At 59.6% G+C, this 25,373-nt stretch carries 19 protein-coding genes; 14 read left to right on the top strand and 5 right to left on the bottom strand.

Translation table 11 applies throughout. The features are described 5' to 3' along the window. The first annotated feature begins 59 nt into the window (after positions 1-59). Together V7787_RS29550 and V7787_RS29545 are read left to right on the top strand one after the other, a co-directional pair. Positions 60-833, top strand: coding sequence for a glycosyltransferase family 2 protein (locus V7787_RS29550; protein ID WP_010955517.1), 774 nt, complete (start codon positions 60-62; stop codon positions 831-833). A gap of 37 nt (positions 834-870) precedes the next feature. After that, on the top strand, positions 871-1,962 hold the full coding sequence (locus V7787_RS29545) for a glycosyltransferase (protein ID WP_104886978.1): 1,092 nt from the start codon (positions 871-873) through the stop codon (positions 1,960-1,962). A 3-nt stretch (positions 1,963-1,965) separates the two neighbouring features. Here V7787_RS29545 and V7787_RS29540 read toward each other — a convergent pair whose 3' ends face one another. After that, complete coding sequence (locus V7787_RS29540; RefSeq protein ID WP_020191475.1) at positions 1,966-2,571, bottom strand: hypothetical protein; 606 nt, start codon at positions 2,569-2,571, stop codon at positions 1,966-1,968. 100 nt (positions 2,572-2,671) lie between these two features. Here V7787_RS29540 and V7787_RS29535 point away from each other — a divergent pair, with 100 nt between their 5' ends. The 3 genes from V7787_RS29535 to hldE all read left to right on the top strand — a co-directional run bounded on the left by V7787_RS29535 (position 2,672) and on the right by hldE (position 7,223). Beyond that, complete coding sequence (locus V7787_RS29535; protein WP_104886979.1) at positions 2,672-3,847, top strand: O-antigen ligase family protein; 1,176 nt, start codon at positions 2,672-2,674, stop codon at positions 3,845-3,847. Between the two features lie 15 nt (positions 3,848-3,862). Beyond that, positions 3,863-5,671 carry a lipid A export permease/ATP-binding protein MsbA gene (gene msbA, locus V7787_RS29530; RefSeq protein WP_010955513.1) on the top strand — a complete coding sequence of 603 codons (1,809 nt, stop codon included), beginning with the start codon at positions 3,863-3,865 and terminating at the stop codon, positions 5,669-5,671. 130 nt (positions 5,672-5,801) lie between these two features. Next, entirely contained in the window at positions 5,802-7,223 is a 1,422-nt protein-coding gene (gene hldE / locus V7787_RS29525; RefSeq protein ID WP_003249449.1) for a bifunctional D-glycero-beta-D-manno-heptose-7-phosphate kinase/D-glycero-beta-D-manno-heptose 1-phosphate adenylyltransferase HldE, read from the top strand. Between the two features lie 81 nt (positions 7,224-7,304). Here the strand turns inward: hldE and V7787_RS29520 are convergent, their stop codons facing one another. The 4 genes from V7787_RS29520 to V7787_RS29505 form a co-directional block, all read right to left on the bottom strand. Then, positions 7,305-8,273 carry a hypothetical protein gene (locus V7787_RS29520; protein WP_003249451.1) on the bottom strand — a complete coding sequence of 323 codons (969 nt, stop codon included), beginning with the start codon at positions 8,271-8,273 and terminating at the stop codon, positions 7,305-7,307. Positions 8,274-8,331: 58 nt separating this feature from the next. Beyond that, entirely contained in the window at positions 8,332-9,144 is an 813-nt protein-coding gene (locus tag V7787_RS29515; protein WP_064492584.1) for an aldo/keto reductase, read from the bottom strand. Next, entirely contained in the window at positions 9,141-10,316 is a 1,176-nt protein-coding gene (locus V7787_RS29510) for an NAD(P)/FAD-dependent oxidoreductase (RefSeq protein ID WP_014859637.1), read from the bottom strand. Before V7787_RS29510 ends, V7787_RS29515 begins: the two co-directional genes overlap by 4 nt. A gap of 88 nt (positions 10,317-10,404) precedes the next feature. Next, complete coding sequence (locus tag V7787_RS29505) at positions 10,405-10,737, bottom strand: DMT family transporter (protein WP_004577390.1); 333 nt, start codon at positions 10,735-10,737, stop codon at positions 10,405-10,407. An 86-nt stretch (positions 10,738-10,823) separates the two neighbouring features. On the opposite strand from V7787_RS29505, the gene V7787_RS29500 reads away from it, so the two are divergent. The 9 genes from V7787_RS29500 (at position 10,824) to V7787_RS29460 (ending at position 25,245) form a co-directional block, all read left to right on the top strand. Next, a complete protein-coding gene (locus V7787_RS29500; RefSeq protein ID WP_003249460.1) occupies positions 10,824-11,714 on the top strand; it encodes a LysR family transcriptional regulator in 891 nt (296 codons plus the stop codon). Between the two features lie 11 nt (positions 11,715-11,725). Beyond that, complete coding sequence (waaA, locus tag V7787_RS29495) at positions 11,726-12,997, top strand: lipid IV(A) 3-deoxy-D-manno-octulosonic acid transferase (RefSeq protein WP_336090880.1); 1,272 nt, start codon at positions 11,726-11,728, stop codon at positions 12,995-12,997. Between the two features lie 238 nt (positions 12,998-13,235). Then, positions 13,236-15,380: a type I secretion system permease/ATPase gene (locus V7787_RS29490; protein ID WP_104962659.1), complete on the top strand. Its 2,145-nt coding sequence runs from the start codon at positions 13,236-13,238 to the stop codon at positions 15,378-15,380. Then, on the top strand, positions 15,377-16,795 hold the full coding sequence (locus V7787_RS29485) for an HlyD family type I secretion periplasmic adaptor subunit (RefSeq protein WP_336090877.1): 1,419 nt from the start codon (positions 15,377-15,379) through the stop codon (positions 16,793-16,795). The genes V7787_RS29490 and V7787_RS29485 overlap by 4 nt, the downstream gene beginning before the upstream one ends. A 26-nt stretch (positions 16,796-16,821) precedes the next feature. Continuing rightward, complete coding sequence (locus V7787_RS29480) at positions 16,822-17,589, top strand: hypothetical protein (protein ID WP_336090875.1); 768 nt, start codon at positions 16,822-16,824, stop codon at positions 17,587-17,589. 105 nt (positions 17,590-17,694) lie between these two features. Further along, the gene (locus tag V7787_RS29475; protein ID WP_196766217.1) at positions 17,695-17,991 is read left to right on the top strand and encodes a hypothetical protein; all 297 of its coding nucleotides are present in this window, start codon (positions 17,695-17,697) and stop codon (positions 17,989-17,991) included. 36 nt (positions 17,992-18,027) lie between these two features. Beyond that, positions 18,028-18,834 carry a hypothetical protein gene (locus V7787_RS29470; RefSeq protein WP_336090873.1) on the top strand — a complete coding sequence of 269 codons (807 nt, stop codon included), beginning with the start codon at positions 18,028-18,030 and terminating at the stop codon, positions 18,832-18,834. A gap of 403 nt (positions 18,835-19,237) precedes the next feature. Beyond that, positions 19,238-19,813: a hypothetical protein gene (locus tag V7787_RS29465; protein WP_157814217.1), complete on the top strand. Its 576-nt coding sequence runs from the start codon at positions 19,238-19,240 to the stop codon at positions 19,811-19,813. Positions 19,814-20,349: 536 nt separating this feature from the next. Continuing rightward, positions 20,350-25,245 (top strand): S8 family serine peptidase, encoded by a 4,896-nt coding sequence (locus tag V7787_RS29460; RefSeq protein WP_336090888.1) that lies wholly within the window; start codon positions 20,350-20,352, stop codon positions 25,243-25,245. Positions 25,246-25,373: the final 128 nt, after the last annotated feature.

Here is a 25,373-nt window from a genome sequence, read left to right as displayed (position 1 = left end):
GCTTTCACGCCCAGGAGCGGGTTGTTGAAGGCCGATAGTCGTAATGCGGAGGGAATCCGGTGCGCTTTTCAAATGAGAGTGACGTCACGCTCGTCGTGACCAGTTGTGGGCGGTTCGATCTGCTCAAAGACACCCTTGAGAGTTTCGATCGCTACAACACCGCGCCCATTCGCGAGGTATTCATCACCGAAGACTCTGGCGATGATGCTGTGCATGCCGCTGTGCCGGCGCACTGGAAGCCGCACTGCAAGGTGTTCGTCAACCGGCCCAAACTTGGCCAGTTGCCGTCTATCGACTTGGCCTACAGCCAGGTCAAGACGCCGTACATTTTTCACTGCGAAGACGACTGGCAATTCTATCGCCAAGGCTTTGTCGAAGACTCGCAGGCCATCCTGGATGTCAGTCCCAACATCTTGCAGGTCTGGTTGCGCAGCCATGCCCACGACCTGGCCATCCACAGCCCGTACATCCACTTGGGCGATCGCCAGGTGATCGCTGGGGTGCCGTGCTATCCGCTGCTGTCCGACAAGGCCGAGTGGCAGGCGTTCTCGCTCAACCCTGGGCTGCGCCGATTGAGCGATTACCAGCGCTGTGCGCCATTTGCCGCCTATGCTGGAGAAAAGGCGCTTTCCCGCCGCTACGCTGAGTTAAATCTGACAGCGGTCACCTTGGAGGGTGACGCAGTATTGCACACTGGATTCGGCAATCACGTGACCTTGCCCATTGAAGTGGAGCGTAAGGCCAAGCGTCGTCAGCGTGATCGGTTGAAGCTGGCATTGACGCTGGTTGCGGGGGCCTTGATCGGCATGGGAATCACCATTTTTGTTCAATGAAGTCGCTGTCCCACCTGACTTGAGCGGGAGAGGGCCCATGAACATCGTCAATATGATGTGGGCGGGTGGAACGCCGTACATGTCCATCCACAAGGTGCACCGGCAGGTCTTGTCGAACGCGGGTGCCGATGCCCGGATCAGTAACTGGCTGCTGCTGGGGAGCGGGCTCTGCTGTGGGCTCGGTTCGACCCGGGAATGGCATATGCCCTCACGTGCGCTCAAAGGGCGGCACTTGTGGCGCTTGCTGCGCCCGTGGCTGCGCATGCGCTTGCGCAAGGCATTGGCCGAGGCCGGGGCAGAAGTGGTGCTGCTCGATGGTATTGGCGTCGCCCGGTTGGTGCTGCCGTTGTTGCAACGCATCGGGCACGTACGTGCCAAGGTCCTGTTCCATGGCAAGACGCGTCTGCATGCCAGCGATATCCGCTTGTTGCAGAGTTTTCCGTCCGAGCGTCTGAGTATCGCGGCGGTATCACAGACGTTGGCCGAGTCGTTGGAGCGTGACCTGGGCAGGCCGGTGCAGACGCTGCGCATGGCGCTCGACCCGCTTGCATTCGTCGAGCCTTTGCTGAGCCGGGACCAGGCCAGGCAGGCGCTGAAGTTGCCTCAGGACGCCGAGGTGATGCTGGGTGCGGTAGGGCGATTGGTAGAGAGCAAAGGCTTCGAAATGCTGATCGAGGCATTCGCCAGGGCCAGTGCACGGCAACCGGGCTTGCAGCTGGCGATCATTGGCGAGGGGCCGCAGCATGCCGTGCTGCAGCAGCGTATCGACGCGTTGGGCCTGGCCGAGCGCGTTCATCTGCGCGGTCATCGCGAAGACCTGCAGCAGCTGTATCGGGCATTCGACTGGCTATTGGTACCTTCGCGTTCCGAAGGCCTGGGGCTGGTGGTGCAAGAGGCGGTGATGGCCGATGTACCGGTGGTGTGCAGCGACCTGGAAGTGTTTCGCGAGCAGTTGCGCGACACGGGTGGCTACCTGCCGGTTGCCGACGAAAGCGCCTGGGCTGAGGCGATCGAGCGCTGTACGGCGCTCAGTGCATCGACGATCGCCGCTAAGCAGCGCCAGGCACTGGCACCGGAGCAGGCCTGGCAGGCGTTCTGCAGCGGCTCGCAGAGCCTGTTGCGCAGCTGACCTTCAGCGTGTCAGCAAGGCTGCCTCGAAGGCGGCAAGGGGGAACCGGTCGCCCAGGTTCTCCCGCTCGATATAGCGCACCATGTGCTGCACATTGCGTCGAATCATGCGGGCCGACAGTGGCGGGCGCAAAAAGCGCATGTCGGCCACGTCGATCAAACCCAGACGCTGGTCGGGGGTGACCACCACGTTGCCCAGGTGCAGCGAGCGGAAATAAATGCCGCTGCGGTGCAGCTGACGGATCAGTTCGATCAGGCGTGGCAGGTAAGTGTCCCAGCTGAAGCCGTCATCGCGCGACATCTGCAGCAGCGTTCGCCCGGGTAGCGGGCGATACAGCACCGCAGTGCGGCCCGGCAGGTCGAGCTTGTGCTGGCTGATCACTTCGAGGGTAGGGATGCCCAGTTGCGCCAGGCGCGCGGCGTTATCGACGAAGCGCTGCGAGTAAGGACGTAGCAGTGCAGATGAAATCAGACGCTTCCTACGAAAAACCTTGAGGAAATTTCCATCTGTGAGCAGGTAGACTTTGGCGCCATGGCTGTCTGCCTCAAGCACCTGTGCGCCGAGTGTCAGCTGATCGAAGTCGACCTGGGTGAGCCGGGAGCATTGCATGAATAGAGCCTTGTCGTCTGGCGAGCAAAATGACCGGCAATAATGCCGAAAATAATGCTGTAGCACCATGGATGGTGTTTCTGATTCATCGGGGGAAAGGATGTTGTATCAAAAAAACTGGGCACAAGCGTGGTTAGGTTTGGGCCTGGTCTGGTTCATGGCGGCGATTGCCCTGGCACCCAGCAACAAGGTTTATCAGCAAGGTCTGGTGTTGTTCTTGTGGCTGCCAACGCTGGTATTGGCCTGGTCGGCTCGAGGTGTGCTGGTGCAAGCCTGGAGGCGGCAACCGGCGCTGTGGGGGAGTGTGCTGCTGCTGTTGGCCTGGAGCGGCCTGAGCCTGGCATGGTCGCCCGCCGAGGAGCCCATGCGCGAGCTCAAGCGCTTGCTCTACATTCTGGTGTTCCTGCTGGCGTTTCCGCTGTTGGCCCAGCTTGGCCAAGCCCGCATTCGTCAGTTATTGCTGCTTGGCAGCGCGCTGCTGGCCATCGCTGCGTTGGTCTCCATCATCAAGTTCTATGGGGTGCAGCGTGCGCCTTTGTTGTTCAGGCTGGCGGGTATCGGCGAGATATCCCACCCCATCCTGGGGGCTTATGTCATTGGTTCGGCCTTGCTCTTGATGCTCTACGAGCCACCTCGGCGACGTGGCTTGCAGTTGTTGTGGCTGGCGGTACTGGCTTGCCTGGGGGCCTTCGCCATGCTCAGCCAGAGCCGTGGTGCGGTTCTGGCACTGGTGATTACCGTGGTGATGGCGCCGTTGTGGTTCCGTGACCGCCACAGCCGGGTGTTCTCTGTTCTGGCACTGCTTGCCACCGGCCTGGCCTTTTTGGCCGTGTACGACGTTATCGCCCAACGGGGCTCGTCCTACCGGCCGGAAATTTTCCATGCCGTTCTCCAGATGATTGCCGCGCACCCTTGGACTGGTCTTGGCCTGGGGGCTGATTACGAGGTGAGCGCCGTCGGCATGCACTTCGATCACACCCACAACATGTTCACCCATGTTGCCGTTGAAATGGGCTTGCCCGGCATGTTGCTGTGGGTAATGGTGTGGCTGTTCACGCTGGGCGAAATCGTTCGCGCCCGTGGCACCCTGTTCGGCAAGGTCCTGCTGGGCTTCTGGGTCTACTCGACCCTGGCCATGCAGTTCGATGCCGCCAGCCTCACCGGTACGCCACGTGCCGAATGGTTCATCAGCTGGCTGCCGGTGGGCCTTGCCATGTTGCTGCCATGGGGGCGTGCCGAAAATGACGCCTGTGGTAAAATTGCCGGTTCAACCTGAACAGCGAGCTCGATAATGGCCGAAACACCGCGACCAGCGGAGCACACCTCCAGCCTGAAGATCTACTTCCGGCTGTTGAGCTATGTGAAACCCTATGTCGGCATTTTCCTGCTGAGCATTGTCGGTTTCGTGATCTTTGCCTCGACCCAGCCAATGCTGGCCGGCATCCTCAAGTACTTCGTCGATGGGCTGAGCAACCCCGAAGCGGTATTGTTCCCCAACGTCCCCTACCTGCGTGACCTGCAACTGCTGCAGGCGGTGCCGCTGCTGATCATCCTGATCGCTGCGTGGCAGGGCCTGGGCTCGTTCCTCGGCAACTACTTCCTGGCCAAGGTCTCTCTGAGCCTGGTGCATGACCTGCGGGTGGCATTGTTCAACAAGCTGCTGGTGTTGCCCAACCGCTACTTCGACAACCACAACTCCGGGCACCTGATTTCGCGCATTACCTTCAATGTGACCATGGTCACCGGCGCCGCTACCGACGCCATCAAGGTGGTGATCCGCGAAGGCCTGACCGTGGTGTTCCTGTTTGCCTACCTGCTTTGGATGAACTGGCACCTGACCCTGGTGATGGTCGCCATCTTGCCGGTGATCGCGGTTATGGTCAGCATCGCCAGCAAGAAATTCCGCAAGCAGAGCAAAAAGATCCAGGTAGCCATGGGCGACGTCACCCACGTTGCCTCGGAAACCATCCAGGGTTACCGCGTGGTCCGTAGCTTCGGTGGCGAGGCCTACGAACAGCAGCGATTCGGCCAGGCCAGCCAGAGCAACACCGACAAGCAACTGCGCATGACCAAGACCGGCTCGCTGTACACGCCGATGCTTCAGCTGGTGATCTACAGCGCCATGGCTGCGCTGATGTTCCTGGTGTTGTTCCTGCGCGGGGACTCTACTGCTGGTGACCTGGTGGCGTATATCACCGCTGCCGGCCTGCTGCCCAAGCCGATTCGCCAGTTGTCGGAAGTCAGCTCGACCATCCAGAAGGGCCTGGCAGGTGCCGAGAGCATCTTCGAGCAACTGGACGAAGCGCCTGAAGTGGACACTGGTACGGTCGAGAAGGAACGCGTGGAAGGGCGCCTGGAAGTGCGTAACCTGAGCTTTACCTACCCGGGTACCGAGCGTGAAGTGCTGAGCGATATCAGTTTTGTCGCCGAGCCCGGGCAGATGATCGCCCTGGTCGGCCGCTCCGGCAGTGGCAAGTCCACCCTGGCGGCGCTGATCCCGCGCTTCTATCACCACGACAAGGGGCAGATCCTGCTCGATGGCGTGGAGATCGAGCACTATCGCCTACGTAACCTGCGTCGCCATGTTTCGCAAGTCACCCAGCATGTCACCCTGTTCAACGACACCGTGGCCAACAACATCGCTTATGGCGATCTGGCCGGCGCGCCGCGCGCAGACATCGAAGCCGCCGCGGCCGATGCCTATGCCAAGGAGTTCGTCGACCGGCTGCCAAAGGGCTTCGATACCGAAGTGGGTGAGAACGGTGTACTGCTTTCCGGTGGCCAGCGCCAGCGCCTGGCAATTGCCCGTGCGCTGCTTAAAAACGCGCCGTTGCTGATCCTCGACGAAGCGACTTCGGCGTTGGATACCGAGTCCGAGCGGCATATCCAGGCCGCCCTGGACCACGTGATGCAAGGCCGTACCACGCTGGTGATTGCCCATCGCCTGTCGACCATCGAGAAGGCTGACCAGATCCTGGTCATGGACCAGGGCCGCCTGGTCGAGCGCGGTACTCACACCGAACTGCTTGCGGCTAATGGCCATTATGCCCGTCTGCATGCCATGGGGCTGGATGAGCCGGCCAAGGCCGATATCACCTGAACCCTCCTTGATCGGGGCCGTCATGGCCCCGATTGTCACGGGAATTTTCCAGGGATGATCTGGCCACAAAGCCATTGACTACCCTGTGCTAATATCCTGCCCCTGTTCATTATTTCCATATGGGTTGCCCATGAAGTTGTCCATGCCGCGTTTCGATCAAGCCCCGGTACTGGTGGTCGGCGATGTCATGCTCGACCGCTACTGGCATGGCGGTACTTCGCGTATTTCGCCTGAAGCGCCAGTCCCGGTGGTCAAGGTCGATCAGATCGAGGATCGCCCCGGCGGCGCGGCCAACGTTGCCTTGAACATTGCTGCGCTGGGCGCGCCGGCTTCGCTGATCGGCGTCACCGGCCAGGATGAGGCTGCCGACAGCCTGGCCAACAGCCTGCAGGCTGCCGGTGTCCGTTCGGTGTTCCAGCGCATCGCGCACCAGCCGACTATCGTCAAGCTGCGGGTCATGAGCCGTCACCAGCAGCTGCTGCGTATCGATTTCGAAGAGCCGTTCGCCACCGACCCACTGTCGTTGGGAGCGGAGGTCGACAGCCTGCTCGAAGGCGTCAAGGTGCTGGTCCTGTCCGACTACGGCAAAGGCGCACTGAAAAATCACCAAAACCTGATCCAGGCGGCGCGGGCCAAGGGCATTCCGGTGCTGGCCGACCCCAAGGGCAAGGACTTTTCCATCTACCGTGGCGCCAGCCTGATTACCCCGAACCTCAGCGAGTTCGAGACCATCGTCGGCCGTTGCGTCGATGAGGCCGAACTGGTCGCCAAGGGCTTGCAGTTGCTGCAGGACCTGGACCTGGGCGCCCTGCTGGTCACCCGCGGTGAGCATGGTATGACCCTGCTGCGCGTTGGTCAGCCGGCGTTGCACCTGCCAGCGCGGGCACGCGAAGTGTTCGATGTGACCGGTGCCGGCGATACTGTCATTTCCACCCTTGCCGCGGCCATTGCTGCGGGTGAGGACCTGCCCCATGCGGTGGCCCTGGCCAACCTGGCGGCGGGCATTGTGGTCGGCAAGCTGGGTACGGCTGCCATCAGCGCCCCTGAGCTGCGCCGGGCCATCCAGCGTGAGGAAGGCTCCGAACGCGGCGTGCTGGGCCTTGAGCAACTGCTGCTGGCCATTGATGACGCGCGGGCACACAACGAGAAGATCGTCTTTACCAATGGCTGCTTCGACATCCTGCATGCCGGGCATGTCACTTACCTGGAGCAGGCGCGGGCCCAGGGTGATCGCCTGATCGTTGCGGTAAACGACGATGCCTCGGTAAGCCGCCTGAAGGGGCCGGGCCGGCCGATCAACAGCGTTGACCGGCGTATGGCCGTGCTGGCCGGTTTGGGCGCGGTGGACTGGGTGATCAGTTTCCCGGAAGGCACCCCGGAAAACCTGCTGAGCCAGGTCAAGCCGGATGTGTTGGTCAAGGGTGGAGACTATGGCATCGACCAGGTGGTTGGCGCTGATATCGTCAAGGGCTATGGCGGCACCGTGAAGGTGCTGGGGCTGGTCGAGAACAGCTCGACCACGGCGATTGTCGAGAAAATTCGCAAGAACTGATCTGACCTTGGGGCCGTTGTGGCGGCCCTCGGCTGGGGCGGGTTTACCCGCCCCAGCAAGCAGGCGAAAGCTCCCGGGATGTCACTTGTTCAGCGAGGTCCGCGCCCGCTCCAGCAGCGCTCGCGCCTTGTCGCCAAACCTTTGCAAGTGCGACGCCCTTGCGGGCTTGCTTTCCACCAACCCCTGCTGCTTCACCCAATCCTTCCAGCGTACCCGTTCATCTGCCACCACCCAGCCTTCCTGCCGGGCAAAACTTTCTGCCAGGTACAGCCCACGCGTACTCGCCGGCACCAGCTCATCCTTTTTCAGCGTGTACAGCTCTGCCAGTGGCTGGCCGTCCTTCAATGGCATCAGGTACAGGTCGGGGCGTTTGCGGTTGAGCCGCGCCACCAGCTGGTCGCCCTCCAGCCGCTCGTCAACGTGGAACAAGCTGAGTTTCTTGGCGTCCCGGGGCACTTGCAGGCGCATGTCATAGATCAGCTGTAGCGAAGCGGTGGGCAAGTGCACATAGGCCCGTGGGCGCTCCAGGAGCATCAGCTTGCCGCAATGCACCGGGCGTGCGGCACCGGACTCCGGAGCCAGCACGAAGTGGGGTGTTTCGCGGTAGTGCAGGGCGGCGGCGTAGGGGATGGGCAGCCAGGTGTCGTTGAAGCGCCCGCCCAGCCAACCTTCCGGGGTTTCCAGCAGGCACTCCTCGGCCACTTCCTGTACGGCCGTGTGCAGCGGCAGGTTCAGCTCCTGCGCCGGTACATAACCGGAAATCAGTTTCAGTACCACATCGCCACGGTCTTGTCGGCGCTGACGCACCAGTACCCAGTAATCGCGGTTCTGCCAATGCAGCGTGAGGCGCACTGACACGCCCAGGTTGGCCAGTTCGACCACGAAGTGTTGTGTATCGGGTAACTGGATGGCCTTGCGCCGTTGCTGGGTCTGGGCAAAGTTCAGCGGCATGCCGATGCTTTGGTAGATCAAGCCTTCGGGCGTGGCCTCGACATGCAGTGGCAGTGTCTTGAAGTTGCTCGGGTTCTTGCGGATCAGCGTTCGCGCCACGAGGCTCCTCCTTGCGTCGGGTCAGTCTCCAGTCCCTGAATCGGGAGCCTGAGGTAACTCAATGCTGGCCCAGGATACGGGCGACGGTGGCCACGTTGTGGGCCAGGTGCAACGGGTTGATGGTGCCGACAATAGCACTGCTGACGCCCGGGTGGGCGAACAGCAGCTCGAAGCTGGCCTGCACCGGGTCGACGCCCGGGGCCAGGCAGATATGCCCGCTCGCCAAGGCCTTCTTTACCAGGATGGCCTTGCCGTGTTCGGCAGCGTAGTCCAGCACCGGGCGTTCTGCCTGTTCGTTGAGGTTGTAGGTGACCATGGCGCAGTCGCCTTGCTCCAGTGCCTTCAGGCCGCCGGCGACGGTCTTGCCGGACAGCCCGAAACCGAGGATCTTGCCCTCCTGCTTGAGTTCGGCCAGGGTCTGGTAGACCTCCTGCTGTTCGAGGATGGCCAGGTCATTGCCGTCGGAATGCACCAGCACCAGTTCGATGCGGTCGGTTTCGAGCCGGCGCAGGCTGCGCTCCACCGAGCGGCGGGTGTGGGCAGCGCTGAAGTCGAAATGCGACAGGCCTTCCTCGAACTCTTCACCGACCTTGCTGACGATTACCCATTCATCACGTTGGCCGCGCAGCAGCGGGCCCAGGCGTTCTTCGCTACGGCCGTAGGCCGGGGCGGTGTCGATCAGGTTGATGCCAAGCTCGCGGGCCTGGGCCAGTAACAGGCGGGCTTCCTCATCGCCGGGGATCGTGAAGCCACTGGGGTACTTCACGCCCTGATCGCGGCCCAGCTTGACCGTGCCGAGGCCCAGTGGGGAGACCGTGAGGCCGGTGCTGCCCAGCGGGCGATGGAATGCGTGCAGGGTTGGCAGGCTCATGGCAGCAACTGCTCCCAGGCCGGTACGCTCAGTGGAGGGCGTGGGAGGTCGGCCAGGTCGGCCTGTGCTTGTGGACGAATGCCGTCGCGCTCCAGGTGGCTGATCACCCGGTCGCTGAAGTCCGGTGCCAGTGCCAGTTTGGTCGGCCAGCCCACCAGCAGGCGCTGCTGGTCGGCAAGGAAGGCGTTGTCCGGGCGTGCCAGGCCGGATTGCGCAGGCTCTGCGCGGTCGACGCGCAGTGTGGCCCAGCGCACCAGGCTCTGATCGACCCAGGGCAGCAGGTTGGCGATTTCCTTCTGCGCTGCGGCAATCTGCGCTGCAGGCTCGCGCGCCACGCCATCGGCTTCGGCCAGGTCCCCACCGAGGTACCAGACCCACTGGCCATCGGCTGCCGGATGGGTGGTTACCGTTACCCGCGGCTTGGGCCCGCCGCCGAGGCAGTGGGCGTACAAAGGTTTGAGGTTCGGGCCCTTGGCCATGACCATGTGCAGCGGGCGGGTTTGCATGGCCGGCTGATCCAGGCCCAGCGCCTGCAGCAAGCCTTCGGTGCCGGCTCCGGCGCTCAATACGATGCGTTGGGCACGGATTTCCCGGTCGTCCACGCGCAGGCCGACCAACGCATTACCTTCACGCAAGGGTTCGATGCGTTCACCTGCCAGCAAGGATTCGCCGGCCAGCTCGGCCAGGTTGGCCAGCAGGCTCGGGACATCGACCACCAGTTCCGCCAGGCGGTACACCTTGCCCTTGAACGCGCGGTCCTGCAGTGCCGGTGGCAACTGGTCACCCTTGACCTGGTCGACCCGACCGCGCACGGCCTTACTGGCGAAGAAGCTTGTGAGGTTGCCGGCCAAGGTGCCCGGCGACCACAGGTAGTGGGCATCGGAGAGCAGGCGGGTACGCCCGAGGTCGAGTTCGCCGTTGCCGGCCAAGGCCTCGCGCCAGCGGCGCGGCATGTCGGCGATGGCTTCCGAGGCGCCGGTCAGGGCGCCGTGCAGGGCGTATTTGGTGCCGCCGTGGATGATGCCCTGCGACTTGATGGTCTGCTCGCCGCCAAGGCTGGCGCGCTCCACCAGCACTGTCGAGTAGCCCAGGCGGCGCAGTCGGGCATTGAGCCAGAGGCCTGCGACCCCGGCGCCGACGATCAGCACGTCAGTGGAAATGGCAGATGGCATGGCGGTACCTCGAAGACTGGGACAGCTGGCAAGTATACAGGCTATACCTGAGATGGCCCTATCGTCGGCGAGCCCCGCACACGGGCTCTCAATGCCCAGCGGTCTTCGAGAACAGCTGAATCACCACCACGCCACCCACGATCATGGCCATGCCAAGCATCGCCGGCATATCCAGCTTCTGCCCATAGATCACTAGCGCCGCCACACTGATCAGCACAATCCCCAGCCCCGACCAGATGGCGTAGGCAATCCCCACCGGAATGCTGCGGACTACCAGCGTCAGCATCCAGAACGCAATGCCATAGCCAACCACCATCAGCAGCAGTGGCAAGGGCGTGCTCAGGCCTTTCACCGCTTTCATCGAGGCGGTGGCGATGACTTCGGCGCAGATGGCAATGGCGAGGTAGGTGTAGGCATTCATGGCGGGATCCTCCGTTACTGAGCGGGCATTCTAGACGTTGCCTGGATGGGGTAAAGTCATTACCTATCAATGTGGGAGATAGGTTGATGGCCGAGCAGTGGAACCTTGAACAATTGCGTACCTTTTTGCGCGTTGCAGAACTGCGCTCGTTCTCCGCGGTGGCACGTGAGCAGCACAAAGCCCAGTCGGCGATCAGCAGTGCCATCGCGCTGCTCGAAACCGACCTAGGGGTCACCCTGTTCGAGCGCAGCAGCGGCCGGCAACCGAAATTGACTGAAAACGGCAGCGCCTTGCTGGAAGACGCCCGCGAATTGTTACGCCAGTGCGAACGCCTGGATGGCCGCGCCCTGGCCCTGATGCGCGGGCAGGAGGCCTTGCTGCGGGTCGCGCAGGACGAAGCCATGCCGTATCAGCCGGTGATCGACAGCCTCGACGAACTGGCTAGTCGCTACCCGTTCCTGGAGGTGCAACTGGCCAGCGGAGCCCAGGGCGATGTGGCGCGCAAGCTGGTGGAGCGGCGCGCCGATCTGGGCCTGTTCTTCCTCCACGAAAGCATCCCGGCTTCCTTGGAACGCCGTGCCTTGGGCAGCGTGGAGATGGTCACGGTGTGCGCGGTCGGCCACCCGCTGGCGGGCGAAGGCCGGGTCACTCGCCAACAATTGGCCCGCCACCGGCAGTTGCTGATCACGCCACAACAAAGCGGTTACCCCGGCGGCGAGGCGATCAGCCCGCAGGTATGGCGTGCCGACAGCTTCTACGCCATGGCCGAACTGCTGATGCGCGGCCTGGGCTGGGCCTGGTTACCCCGGCATGTGGTGCAGTACCCGACCTACCAGGCGCACATGGTCGAACTGGACAGCGACTGGCGGCCCCCGGCCTTGGTGGCAGAGCTGGCCTGGCGCCGCGATGAACCTCTGGGCCCGGCCGCGCAGTGGCTGGCCGAGCGCTTTGCAGTGCACCTTCGCGCGATCGGGTAGACTTAGCCGCCATGAACAGAACTCTCTATACCTTGCTGTTTCACCTGGGCCTGCCGCTGGTTGCGCTGCGCCTGTATCTGCGCGCGCGCAAGGCACCGGCCTATGGCCAGCGCATCGGCGAGCGCTTTGCTTTCAAGCTGCCGGCCATGCGCCAGGGTGGTATCTGGGTGCATGCGGTATCGGTGGGCGAGAGCATTGCTGCCGCACCCATGGTGCGTGCCTTGCTCAAGGCTTACCCGGAGCTGCCGATCACACTGACCTGCATGACCCCTACCGGCTCTGAACGCATTCGCGCCCTGTTCGCCAACGAACCATGCGTGCAGCATTGCTACCTGCCCTACGACCTGCCTTGGGCGGCGGGGCGTTTTCTCGATCATGTGCAGCCTAAGCTGGGCATCATCATGGAAACCGAGCTTTGGCCCAACCACATTCACCAGTGTGCCAGGCGCGGCATTCCGGTGGCGCTGGCCAATGCGCGCTTGTCCGAGCGTTCGGCCCGTGGTTATGGGCGCTTTGCCAGGCTGACCCGGCCGATGCTGGCCGAGATGAGCCTGATTGCCGTGCAGACCGAAACCGAGGCCCAGCGCTTCCGTGACCTGGGTGCACGCCCTGAGCGCGTGCAAGTCACCGGTTCGATCAAGTTCGACCTGACGATCGACGAACAGCTGCTGCCGCGCGCCAGGGCATTGCGTGAACAGTGGGGGGGCGGCCAGCGCCCTGTGTGGATCGCCGCCAGCACCCATGAAGGGGAAGATGCCTTGATCCTGCAGGCGCATCGGCAGTTGTTGCAGGTGCATGGCGATGCCTTGCTGATCCTGGTGCCGCGCCACCCCGAGCGCTTCAATGCAGTGCATGCGCTGTGCAGCGAGCAGTTCACCACCGTGCGCCGCTCTGCCGGTACGCTGGTCGATGCGCAAACGCGGGTATTGCTGGGCGACACCATGGGCGAACTGCTGTTCCTGTATGCCCTGGCCGACATTGCCTTCGTCGGTGGCAGCCTGGTGCCGACCGGTGGGCACAATCCGTTGGAGCCTGCGGCGCTGGCCTTGCCGGTGCTCATGGGGCCGCATGTGTTCAACTTCCTCGAAATCAGCGCGATGCTGCGCGAGGCGGGTGCGTTGCAGCAGGTGGATGATGCTGACGGGCTGGCCGGTGCGGTGCGCCGTCTGGTGGAACTGCCGCAGGACGCCCAGCGCATGGGCGAGGCGGGCAGGGCGGTGATGCGGGCCAATCAGGGGGCGCTGCAGCGATTGCTCGAGGGTCTGGGGGCCTTGATCCGCTGATAACCGACATATCCACTCAAAGACCCGGTCTAGAGTGGATATGTCTGATTCTGGTTATTTATTCCTACGGCGTAAGTTATAACTTCCTACACTGGATTTCTCGCCGTTAGGAAACTTCCTACGAATAGACTTTAAAAGTCAGAAGTGTCACACGCTTGTGTCGGAAGCTTGTAGGACGTTTGTCCTATTGCTTCGGGCTAGTATCGCCTCATGTCCGGTTTTCATAAGAGGTGGCGTGATGGCTGATTTATCTGATGGCATTGCCAACACTATTGAAAGTGGGCTGGTGTGTCTTATCACGCTGGCGCGTTACCATGGTGTTGCCGTCTCTGCCGAGCAGTTGCAGCACGATCATGCAGCAGCGGGTGAGCGTTTCTCTACCTGCACACTACTTCGGGCATTTCAGCAACTTGGCCTCAAGGCCAAACACCGCAGCGTCGATCCGGCCCGGCTGCAGCAGACGCCCTTGCCCGCTATTGCAGTGGATACCCGTGGTGAATACTTCATCATCGCGCGCGTGGAGGGCGAGCAGGTTCTGGTGCAGGACCCGCATTCCCGCGCGCCGCAAGCGCTGACCCTCGCGGAACTGGTGGTGCGCTGGTCGGGAGAACTCATTCTGGTTCGCTCCGATGCCCAGTTGCCCCTTGGGCTGTCACGCTTCGACTTTACCTGGTTCATACCTGCCCTGGTGAAGTACAGGCGGCTATTTGGCGAAGTGCTCGTGGTTTCCCTGGTCATTCAGATACTGGCTTTGCTGACGCCTTTGTTCTTTCAGGTGGTAATGGACAAAGTCCTGGTGCATCGCGGTTTGACCACGCTGGATGTTATCGCCTTGGGTTTATTGGTCGTCGTTCTATTTGAAACATTGCTGAGTGGGTTGCGTACCTATGTGGCAGCTCATACAGCGTCAAGAATCGATGTCGAACTGGGCGCAAAACTGTTCAGGCATTTGATCGATCTTCCCACCGCCTATTTTCACGCCAGGCGAGTCGGTGACTCGGTTGCCCGAGTGCGAGAACTGGAGAACATCAGAAGTTTCCTGACCAACAACAGCATCACGCTAGTGCTGGATGTGCTGTTCTCGGTGGTCTTCATCGCTGTCATGTTCCTCTATAGCGGATGGTTGACGCTGGTCGTCGTTGGCTCGCTGCCTTTCTATTTTCTCGTATCCCTGGTCGTTACTCCGCTACTGCGGGCGTTGATTGATCAAAGCTTCCAACGCGGCGCCGAGAACCAGGCTTTTTTGGTCGAGGCGGTCAACGGCATCGACACACTGAAGTCGATGGCCGTGGAACCTCAGGTGACCCGGCGCTGGAATGATCAGTTGGCCGCTTATGTATCTGCCAGTTTCAAGACCCAGAACCTTTCCAGTCTGGCCAATGAAAGCGTCGGCCTGATCGGCAAGCTGGTCACGGTAGCCACCTTGTGGCTGGGGGCCCGGCTGGTCATCGAAGGCGCACTCACGGTGGGCGAGCTGATCGCCTTCAACATGCTCGCAGGGCGCGTGTCGCAGCCCATCATCCGCCTGGCCCAACTCTGGACCAGCTTCCAGCAGACAGGGGTATCGATTCAACGCCTGGGTGACATTCTCAACACCCGTACCGAGGTCAACCAAGGCAAGGGCACGGTACTGCCCACACTTGTCGGGCAGATTGAGCTCGATCGTGTGTGTTTTCGCTATCGGCCGGACGGGGGCGAAGTGGTGCGCGATGTCAGCCTGAAGATCGCCGCCGGAGAAGTGATAGGCGTTGTAGGTCGCTCGGGGTCAGGCAAGAGCACGCTGACACGCTTGATTCAGCGGCTGTACTCACCCGAGCGGGGGCGGGTATTGCTCGACGGTGCTGACCTGGCGGTAGCCGATGTGGCGTCACTGCGTCGGCAGATCGGTGTGGTGTTGCAGGACAACGTGCTTTTTCGGCGCACCGTGCGCGAGAACATTGCCCTCGGCAACCCAGCAGCACCGCTTGAAGAAGTAATCGCCGCAGCGACGCTGGCGGGTGCTCACGAGTTCATCCTCGAATTACCGGATGGCTACGAAACCCTGATTGGTGAGCACGGCGCCAGCCTGTCGGGTGGGCAGCGACAGCGCATAGCCATCGCCCGAGCGCTGTTCGGCAACCCACGCATCCTCATTTTCGACGAAGCCACCAGTGCGCTGGACTATGAGTCCGAACGGATCATCCAGCAGAACATGGCGCGGATTTGCGCGCAGCGCACGGTCATCATCATTGCCCATCGGCTTTCGGCAGTACGCCATGCCGACCGCATCGTGGTTATGGAGCGTGGGCAGATCATCGAGCAAGGGACTCATGATGAGCTGCTGGGTTATCCACAGGGCACCTATGCCTACCTGCATCAACTGCAGCTCGGGGCCGCCGTATGAGTGTGGCGTTCAAAGACCTTGCCGAGCGCTACCGGGATGCGTGGAGGACGGCATGGCGAAAGCGCCGGAGCATGGACGGCCCCGTACGTGAGCCCGACGAACTGGCCTTTTTACCTGCGGCACTGTCCTTGCAGGAAACGCCAGTGCATCCCTTGCCGCGCTACCTGCAGTGGAGCCTGCTGATGTTCATCGGGCTGGCGCTTGCCTGGGCTTGCATCGGTGAGATCGATGTCATCGCCAGTGCCGAAGGCAAGATCGTGCCCAGTGGCAGGAGCAAGTTGATACAGGCCAGCGAGGTCGCGGTGGTGCAGTCGATCCACGTCGTCGATGGCCAGCCGGTGCGCAAAGGCGATGTGCTGGTCGAGCTGGAAGGGCAGTTGACCGAGGCTGACATCAAGCGCCTGGGCAGCGAACTGCTGGCTGCGCAGATCGACCAGGCCCGCGCCAGCACACTGCTGAGTGCGCTGGACGGCGATGTGGCACCTGCCTCCCTGGCACCACTGATACCGCAGGCCACGGCCGCGCAGCAGGCAGGCGCGCAGCGCTGGCTGGAGGGGCAATACCTGGAGTTACAGGCCACGCTGGAACAGGCCGATGCCGAAATCGGTCAACGCGCTGCCGAAATCCGTTCCGCCCAGGGCCGGGCTGACGCGCTCCGGCAACTGTTGGTGATCACCCGCCAACTGACGGCGGATTACAAGCTGTTGTTCAGCGAATCGGCCGTGGCCAAGCACACCTACCTGGAAAAGGAGCAGGCCCGCCTGGAGCAGGAACGCGAACTGGCACTCCAGCGCTCGCGCATAGACGAACTGAACGCTGCACGGCTTGCTGCTCAGCACCGCCGTAGCGGTGCCATTGCCCAACTGCGCAGAGCCATGCTCGACCTTCACGGTGAGGCGCAACGGCGCATTGCAACCCTTGAGCAGGAGTTGAACAAGGCCGAGCAGCGGCATCGCCTCAAGGTACTGACATCCCCCGTTGACGGCACCGTCCAGCAGTTGGCGATCCATACACAGGGCGGGGTGGTTACACCCGCGCAGACACTGATGGTCATTGTGCCGACGGGCGAGCCGGTGGAAGTGGAAGTGAAAGTCGAGAACAAAGATATCGGCTTTGTATATCCGGGGCAGCCAGTGGAAGTGAAAGTTGAGACGTTCACGTTTACCCAGTACGGGGTTGTCCCGGGGGTGGTGGAGAGTATTTCTGACGATGCCATTGAAGATGAGAAGCGAGGGTTGGTTTATAGCGCTCGAGTCCGCCTGGGTAAGGAAATAATGCGTGTAGGAAAACAGGATGTTCCGTTGACGGCGGGTATGTCAGTGCGTGCGGAGGTTATTACGGATAAGCGCAAGGTTATAAGTTATTTTCTAAGGCCTTTGCGGCGACATGTGCAGGAAAGTTTAACGGAGCGCTAAGTGATTACTTGTGAGGGTGATAACAGATGGACGCGAATCGGCTACGAGAAAAAAGCGGCTGGAGAATGCTGTACGAAATTATATGGAATGCACTGAGGGTTAGCGCAGCGGTCGCGTTGTGTCTTCCCGCGAGCTGTGTTGCTTTAGCAGTGGCGACTGTTGCTTTAAGCGAGAAATCGAAGCCGGTCGCACCCCCTGCGCCAAAAGTATGTGGTGTGGTGTCTGGTGTTATGTATGAGTTTTCAAGCGAATATGTTCCTTTCTGGCCGGAATATGAGGATGAAGGAAATTATAAGAGAGGTTCTGGCGGCGTTGGTAGAGGGTGTGAATCAAATTTATATTCTTTAAGTCTGGCCATGAACTGGCCTGAGTTAACGCCGGGAAACTATTTCTCAGAGACGTTTAGTGGAATCGTAGTGACGCTTGAACCATGGCCTGCTGGTGAGAGGGGACTGCGCGAAACCTTTGATTTTTTCATTTCCGAGGCAACTTATAAGCAACGAGAGGCCAAGGTGTTTGATAGACAATTAGGTTTGAATCGAGTGGAGGGTGTTGATAGCGTTTTTCCCAATTCACCACGGATGATTTTCTGGTCTGAAAGAAATGGGTACATGGAGCAAGTTGGAAGGTGTAGTTGGAGTAAGTATAGGTCTAAATACCATCGGTGTCATTTTAGATATTTGCTGGAGGGCAGTAAAGCTGTTGTAAAGATTGATTTTGGATGGGGCGAATTAAGCGAGTGGGGTGAGATGATGTCGCGTGTCAAGAACTTCTTGGAATCTAATGGGATGTAAGGGTGGTTTTTTAATGATGAAGTTAACCTCTTCTGATCAGGGGCAGTAAGTGGAAATTAAAGTTGAGATGTTAACGTTTACCAGGTACGGGGGTGTCCAAGGGGTGTGGAGAGTATTTCTGATGACGATATTGAAGATGAGCGGCGCGGCCTGATGTATAGCGCTCGAATAGAACTGGCCAAGAAAATTTTTAGCGTAGGGGATAAAGACGTACCGCTGACGATAAGCATGACTGCGCGTGCAGAAGTGATTGTGGATAGGCGCAGGGTTATCAGTTTCTTCTTGAACCCCCTGCAGCGGCACGGAGGTTCAGATGCGTTTGGGGCTGGGAGCAACATTTCCGTGTTGTGCAAAAGAAATTTTGGAAAAGTTTATGCGTTGTCTGAAGCTAAGTTTGCTTAGTGGCTGATATGGGCAGACTGGGTCTAGGGAGGGGTGATGATTAGTTTCAGGTATATCTTTCTCTTTGTGAAGGTGCTGTTCGGAAAGCTAATTGCGCTGTGTAGAAGATTTGGTTTGGTGCTGTGGGGTTTTAGCAAATTGTTGTTGTTGCTAAGTGTGGCGTGGTTGTTGGTCGCCATTGTTGTTGCCCCGACTTGGGCGCCGAAGAAGCTGACGACCCCTAATTCAATGGTGTGTGGAAAGGTCTCGGGTGTTGTTTATGAGCTCCCTAGGAAGTATGTGATCTATTGGCCTGAGGATGAGGGCAAGAGTTCTTGGGAGCCGGTATTTATAAATATCAAAAAAGGCTGTGGTGCAAACTTGGCGTCACTCTATATGGCAATGAGTTGGCCGGAGATGCAGCCCGTCTCTTACGGTGAGGCGACGTCTTTTCGCTTTGATGGGATATCGGTCGCAATTGGGCCTTGGCTGCATGGGGAAGCAGGGTTGAGAAAACAGCTCCAGCATTATCTTCGTGAAACACCCGCGGCTCTAGTTAAGGCTAGCAAGCTGAACGAAGATCTCGGCCTGAATTTTATCGAGGGTGTTGATAGTGAATTTCCTAATCGGCGCAAGGGCTTTTTCTGGCTGGAGGCCAAGGGACGCATGCAATACATCGGTTATTGTAACTGGGTGGAACCCAAGGCCAATTACTCGCGTTGCTATTTGAAGTTTTTGAGACCCGGAGGAGATGCAATTGTTAATGTGGAGTTTTTATGGGAGAGGCTTGGGGAGTGGCATAACATTGCTTTGGCAGTGGGTGAGTTTTTCTTGAATGCTGCGAGGTACCGGGTCGATAAATGATCAGGATGGAAATGTCCGATGTGGAAGAAGCGCGTCAGGCTTAGCGTGATAAGAGGGCTGGCTCTCGTGAGTGTTGATTTTTTGCGAGGTGAATTGAGGTGTGTGGTTAGTGGAGTTGAAGAGTTGCAAGGCGAGGTGTAAGGCAAGGAGAAGGAAAATGATCAAAGTTAGATTCTGCCCCTTTTGGTTGTATGTCCGAGAAAGCTTGACGGAGCGCTAAGTCATCATGAGAAAAATACCATGTTTGTTTTTCCCATGGGCTTGGAATTTTTTGAGGCTTTGCTCCGCTGTACTCTTGTTGACTCCCGTGCTGGTGATAATAGTTGTGGCTTGGAAAAGCGAACCTTGGAAGCCAGGGGAGGTAACGTTTGATCCTTTCGTGTGCGGCAGAATTTCAGGGGAAGTGTACAAGTTCTCTAGGTTGTACTTTCCATTTTGGCCAGAATATGAGGGAAAAAGCTCTTTTGATCCTGGCTTTATTTATAACAAAAAAGGCTGTGACGCAAACCTGGTATCTGTATTTTTGTCAATGACCTGGCCAGAGCTCGAGCCGGCGGATGACAGTTTAGTGTTCCGGCAGGGCTTGGAGCATGAGGGGCTGTTGGTCGCAGTGGCCCCGATAACTGCAAGAGAGGGGGATTTACGGCGTCAACTCGAGTTTCTTTTGCGGAAAAGCCCAGCAGAAACAATAACGCTTGCTGAGTACGATGAGTCAAGCAGCCTCTATCGTGTAGAGGCGCGTGACACGACTTTGGAAAATCACAAGAAGCTTATCTATTGGCAGGGTGAGCTCGATGACTTGGCTGCTGTGGGGTATTGCAGTTGGCGCCCGAAAGTGCCGAATTACTATTCGTGTGAAATGACCTTTGTGGTGTTTGGAGACGTACTAGTCGAGGTGATAATGCGCCCTGATAAGTTAATGCGGTGGTTGGAAGTGAGGCGCTCAGTGGTCGATTTTTTAATTAATAGCAGAAGATGAGGTGGCAAATGTCGGGGTTGACAAAAGAAGATATAGCGGTTGCGCGTAAAATTTTTGAGTCCAAAGGTGTTGGCGATATGTATGACTATATGGCTATGAAGGGGGACCGATATGCCGTGCTTGCCAATGGCGTTGCTAAAGGCAACTCCATAGCAGGGTTGGCTGCTATAAATTTCATGAAACGAACTGAGGCAGATGCCGGGCGCCCCATGAGTGAGGCAGATGTTGAAGAAGTAAGATTGGAAATGGGCAAAGCTTATTTGGAACTTCAAGAACGCAGGGTGATGGGTGGTAAGGTGGATGGTGATCCAAATCATAAGGAAGTTTGGGCGTTCCATAGTAAAGTATTTAAAAACTTGGGTAGGTCGAAAGATGCCTGGACTTTGAATTCTGTGTTTGAGTTAACCCATCCGGAGCATCGTGAGTCATATTGGGAAAAGGTACTGGATGCGGCGGGAAGCCCGGGTAGTGAGTTTTGGTTGTCCATTCAGACTGATAGTAGAATGGCTTATAGCACTGTAGTGGCACCGGATGATATGCGTGGCATGGCCAAGTACTGGAAATCTCGTATTGATTCGCCGACCGCCATTGCATCGTTTCTTTATTCAATCGGAGAAGTTGCGGGAAATGGCTTGGCCAGTGTGATCTCCGAGCTCGTAGATTCCGAGAACCCTGGGGCTATAGATCCATCCTTGAACATCGAAATCACCCCCACAACCGAATCCCGCCGTGACCTCCAAGGCCAGGACGATATCCGCAATGACGTCTCCAACGGCTACGTCGATCGTCGCCTGACCCACAGTATCGCATTCACCGACAGCACCCTCGACAACACCGACTTCACCTCCGCTCAGTTGGGCAGTTTGGCCACCGGTGGTGTTCGCCCCGGCGAGCTCCAGATCGACCCCAACGTGCGACCCAATCAGCATCTGGCTCAGTTCTATCGTGATGGCAATGAACAACCGGATTTCAGCCTGCGCAATGCCGTGGTACTCAACGGGTTGGCAGCAATGACCACGGTGAACACGTTTGTCGACCCGCTCTTGCTCGACCTCAGCGGCAAGGGCGTTGGTCTGACGGGTATCGAGGAAGGCGTACTGTTCGATATCGATAACAGTGGTTCACTGCGCCGCACCGGCTGGGCAGACCGGCTGACCGGCATGCTGGTGCATGACAACGGTACCGGCCAGGTGAGCAACGTCAGCCAGCTGTTCTCCGAATACTACGGCGGCAAGGCAGGCAGCGACGGCAGCTCTGGTGAAACACCGTTCAAGGATGGCTTCGCCGCCCTGGCAAGTGTTGACGCCAACGCCGATGGCGTCATCAACGCTGAAGACGCCGTCTGGGCGCAATTGAAGGTGTGGGTCGATGGCAACCATGACGGGCTTGCCGATGCCGGTGAGCTGAGGGCATTGCAGGAGCATGGCATTAGCCAGATCAAGCTCGGCCAGGTCGAGCCGGTAGGAGAGGTGCGTCAGGGTAACGAGGTCATTTCCCGAGGCGCTTTCACTGTTAATGGTGAGGACCGGGAAGTACTGGCGGTGAGGTTTCTCGCCGATACCGTCGGTAATCGGATCGAGGCCCAGGAGGGTGGCACTCTACTGACTTCGTCAAGCGGGCCCACTTCCCGAAGGGCCTACATCAGCCAGAGTGCTCAAGGCAGCACGCTGGACGCCGCAGCGCTCGGCGTACAGACGCTGTACGGCAGCGCGGGCGATGATGTCTTGACCGCGGCCCCAGAGGGCAGTTGGCTGGTTGGTGGCGGTGGCAGCAACACCTATCACGGCGGGGCGGGCGACGATGTATTCGTGATCAGTGCCAGCGACGATTGGGCGAACATGCAGGGCAATGGTGGGCGCGACACGGCGCTGATCGTGGGGGAGCATGGCGTTGGGCTGAACATGGCCAAGGCCGGGCTGACCATTGCGCAAGGCGGGCGGGGTAAGGACATCATCGCCAGCGGCGGTCAACGCGGAGTTTTCATCAAGGGCGGCTCGGGCGACAGCTTGCTGATCGGTGGTGGCGGCAACGATGTGCTGGTTGGCGGTACGGGCCGTAACGACATCATTGGTGGTACCGGCAAGTCGGTGATCTATGCGGGCCCCAAGGGGGATCGCATCCGGGCCTCGGCGGGCGGAAGTATCATTTACGCCGGTGGTGGCGCTGATCAGATTACGGGCGGTGCTGCCGATGACGTGATCGAGGCCGGACGCGGCGATGCCACGATCGACGGAGGCGCGGGCACCAACCTGGTCAGTTTGCATGGTGCTCACGACGAGTACCTGATCACACGTACCGAATCGGGCCACCTGATCACCGACACCGTGGCGGGACGAGATGGCCGTCTGAGCTTGAGCAACATCCAGAAACTCAGCTTCGCCGACATTGCTGCCATCGATCTTCTTGGCGGGGGCGCCATGCCAATCGGCGACAGGCTCTCGCCTGAGCAACTGGCTACATTCGCCACCACTGACACGGCGCTGATAGTCCCTGCAACGGCGCTACTGGGCAATGATCAGCCACTTGGCAGCAGCGGGCCATTGCGCATCGCCTCAGTCAGCGCTGGCAAGGGTGCAACAGTGCGGCTGAATGAGCAGGGTGATGTGGAGGTCACGCCGTTGCCAGGCCATGACGGTGATGTCAGTTTCCGTTACGACTTGGTCGATGCTGCCGGCAACGCGTCCATGAGTGTGACCGAGGTGGGCAGTGCTGCATCAGCACCCTTGCGGGCAACGGTAACGTTGCGCCATGAACAATCCCCCGCTGACCCGCTGTCGGGGCGGCAGTGGTATCTGGACGAGATCAATGTCGCGCCGGTATGGCGTGACTTCACGGGCAAGGGGGTGAGGATAGGGCAGTTCGAGCCGGGTGGGGAGTTTGCCGTGGCGCCGGAAATCTTCGACATCGGGCACCCCGATCTCAAGCCGAATATCGATCCCATCTGGCTGCAAACCCAACGCACCAATGGCACGCTGCCCGCTCTGGCGTCCAATCATGCCACTCAAGTGGCTGGGGTCATGGTTGGCGCGCGCAATGATCAAGGAGGGATCGGCATCGCATATGAGGCGAAGATCGGCGGGCACTACCTGGCCAACAAAGGCGATGACCTGACCAATTTGGGGCAAATGGTCAACTACGACATTGCCAACAACAGTTGGGGTTTCAAAACGGACTTCGGACTCACAAATGTTCCAGAAGGAAAAGTCGATACTGCTCTGGCGCTGGCATTCAGCACTACGCTTGCCGCCACCAACGGCCGTGGCGGGCTAGGCACCATCGTCGTCGCCTCTGGTGGCAACCAGCGCCATAAAGGCGGTAATGCACAGGGCTCGCTGACCAACAACAACCGCCACGCCATTGAAGTGGCGGCCATCAACGCAAAGGCAGACCTCTCGGTACTGCAAGCTGCCACGGCACCCTTTTCCAATCCAGGCTCCAGCTTGCTGGTCGCTGCACCGGGGAGCCATGTTTTATCCAGTGGCGTCAGCCTTGAAGCGGAGCGCGGTGCGTCGGTCGGCAGCGCCTACAGCACGACTCAGGGCACCAGCTTCGCCGCGCCGATCGTCTCAGGCGTGGTGGCGTTGATGTTGCAGGCCAACCCGGGGTTGGGTTACCGGGATGTTCAGCAGATCCTCGCACTGTCTGCGCGCAAAGTGGACGACGCATCAACCCAATGGGCTTACAACGCAGGTCGCAATTGGAATGGCGGTGGCATGCACGCCAGCCACGACTATGGCTTTGGCATGATCGACGCCCGCGCCGCAGTGCGCCTTGCCGAGTCCTGGGGGAGCCGGGCGACCAAGGCCAATGAACGGCTGCTGACAGCCAGCAGTGAACCAGTGGCTCAACAGGTTGCGGCGGGGCAGGTTGTGACTTTGTCTTTGACCCTGCCGGCTGATTTGCTGGTGGAGCATGTGGAGGTCGATGTCCACTCGATGCTCGGCCGCCTTGGCGACATGACGCTCACGCTGGTGTCGCCTGGCGGCACGCGCAGCGTACTGCTCGATCGCACAGGCAAGGCGCCGGGCTCTGGTGATGACGATCTGGGCGATTCGCGTTCAGGGGCGTTCAAATATGGGTTTATGTCGACCCATCATCGCGCAGAGCGCTCGGCTGGGGAGTGGAAGCTTGAGGTGCGTAATGCTGTTGCTGGCTTACCGCTAACGCTTGATCGCTGGACGCTGCGCCTCGTCGGCAGCCCCGGCACCACCGATGATGTCTATTACTTTACCGACGACTACGCGAACCTGGTGGCAGAAAACCCAGGGCGCGCGAAGCTTGACGATGCCATCAGCGGCACCGCTGGCGGGCGCAATACGTTGAATGCGGCTGCAGTAAGTCGCAGTATCTCGGTGGATCTGGCCAGCGGCAGCGCCAGTATTGCCGGTGCGGCGCTCACCATAGCCCCTGGTTCGGTGCAAAACCTTATCAGTGGTGATGGCGACGATACCTTGATCGCCGGGCCCGCCGGGGCATTACTGGATGGTGGCCGTGGGTACAATCTCCTCAAGGGGGGTGAGGGTACCGACCGCTTTGTCATCCACAGGCGTGCAGGCGGTAACGATGTACTCAAGCAGTTCGAGACTTCGCGTGAGGTGATCGACCTGGTCGGCTTTGGTGGTTCAGGGTTTGCTGACTTGCAGATGCAACAGGACGGCAATTCGACTGTGCTCGACCTTGGCAGTGGGCAGAAGCTGACGATTGCGGACACTACGATTGCTGAACTGCGGTCAGCGAACTTCCGTTTCCTTGACGCTTTCACCGCTGCGCCAGGTTATTTCGAGGGCAGCCCTGAAGAGCAGACGACCCCGCCTGTCACCGCGAATGTTCTGCTTACCGGTGGTGCAGGTGGCGTGTCGCTTGCCAGTGACGCATCCGGGCAGTTGGTGGCTTCGTTGGCAGGCACGATATATTCCCCGCCGACGGTTGCGCCCAGCGTATTTCTGGTGACAAAACAAGAAGGTGTGAGCGATTACAAGAACACCCTTCGGGGGTTCCGACACGGTATCGACAAGATTGACCTGACCCAGGTAGGCATCAGTCGCTTCGAGGATCTGCACGTCAGCAAAGTCCAGCGCTTCAAACTCAATGACTTTGCGCAGATTCACGGTGTAGCCGTTGATACCCAGGCAGTGCCGGGGCAGGAAGGTATTGTGAAGATGCTGTACCTGGATGCGCTCGAAGTTGCGCAGGTGACAGCGGAGGACTTTATCTTTGCGCAGCCGGCAATGGTCACATCTGAAGCGGTTGCCGTGCCAGAGATTTCCGCCATTTCAGCAGGGTCATCGCTGGTTGCTGTCGAGCACTCGCTACCGAGCCTGGGGAATCTTGTTGATGCAATGGCTGCGTTCGCCCCTGAACCTGCGGGGCCTGTGCTTATCGGTGATATGTCGGCGCAACGCATCGACTCGACGATTGCCGTAGCCGCCTAGGCGTTGTCGTACATGTCTGGAGTGATATTGGCGGCCTATCGCCAGCAAGCCAGCTCTCACAGGTGCATCATGCCTTCAGGCCTGGCACCGTGTGGGAGCGGGCAAGCCCGCGAAGAGTCCAGCACCTA

Source organism: Pseudomonas sp. CGJS7, from assembly GCF_036961695.1.
The sequence above is the reverse complement of the archived record's forward strand: the minus strand, read 5'-3'. Positions and strand labels throughout refer to the sequence as shown.

Excerpts from the sequence above, each read along its gene's own strand:
- V7787_RS29545 (WP_104886978.1), top strand. The coding sequence starts at position 871 with ATGAACATCGTCAATATGATGTGGGCGGGTGGAACGCCGTACATGTCC.
- V7787_RS29540 (WP_020191475.1), bottom strand. The coding sequence starts at position 2,571 with ATGCAATGCTCCCGGCTCACCCAGGTCGACTTCGATCAGCTGACACTC.
- V7787_RS29535 (WP_104886979.1), top strand. The coding sequence starts at position 2,672 with ATGTTGTATCAAAAAAACTGGGCACAAGCGTGGTTAGGTTTGGGCCTG.
- msbA (WP_010955513.1), top strand. The coding sequence starts at position 3,863 with ATGGCCGAAACACCGCGACCAGCGGAGCACACCTCCAGCCTGAAGATC.
- hldE (WP_003249449.1), top strand. The coding sequence starts at position 5,802 with ATGAAGTTGTCCATGCCGCGTTTCGATCAAGCCCCGGTACTGGTGGTC.
- V7787_RS29515 (WP_064492584.1), bottom strand. The coding sequence starts at position 9,144 with ATGAGCCTGCCAACCCTGCACGCATTCCATCGCCCGCTGGGCAGCACC.
- V7787_RS29510 (WP_014859637.1), bottom strand. The coding sequence starts at position 10,316 with ATGCCATCTGCCATTTCCACTGACGTGCTGATCGTCGGCGCCGGGGTC.
- V7787_RS29505 (WP_004577390.1), bottom strand. The coding sequence starts at position 10,737 with ATGAATGCCTACACCTACCTCGCCATTGCCATCTGCGCCGAAGTCATC.
- V7787_RS29500 (WP_003249460.1), top strand. The coding sequence starts at position 10,824 with ATGGCCGAGCAGTGGAACCTTGAACAATTGCGTACCTTTTTGCGCGTT.
- waaA (WP_336090880.1), top strand. The coding sequence starts at position 11,726 with ATGAACAGAACTCTCTATACCTTGCTGTTTCACCTGGGCCTGCCGCTG.
- V7787_RS29490 (WP_104962659.1), top strand. The coding sequence starts at position 13,236 with ATGGCTGATTTATCTGATGGCATTGCCAACACTATTGAAAGTGGGCTG.
- V7787_RS29485 (WP_336090877.1), top strand. The coding sequence starts at position 15,377 with ATGAGTGTGGCGTTCAAAGACCTTGCCGAGCGCTACCGGGATGCGTGG.
- V7787_RS29480 (WP_336090875.1), top strand. The coding sequence starts at position 16,822 with ATGGACGCGAATCGGCTACGAGAAAAAAGCGGCTGGAGAATGCTGTAC.
- V7787_RS29470 (WP_336090873.1), top strand. The coding sequence starts at position 18,028 with ATGATTAGTTTCAGGTATATCTTTCTCTTTGTGAAGGTGCTGTTCGGA.
- V7787_RS29460 (WP_336090888.1), top strand. The coding sequence starts at position 20,350 with ATGCGTGGCATGGCCAAGTACTGGAAATCTCGTATTGATTCGCCGACC.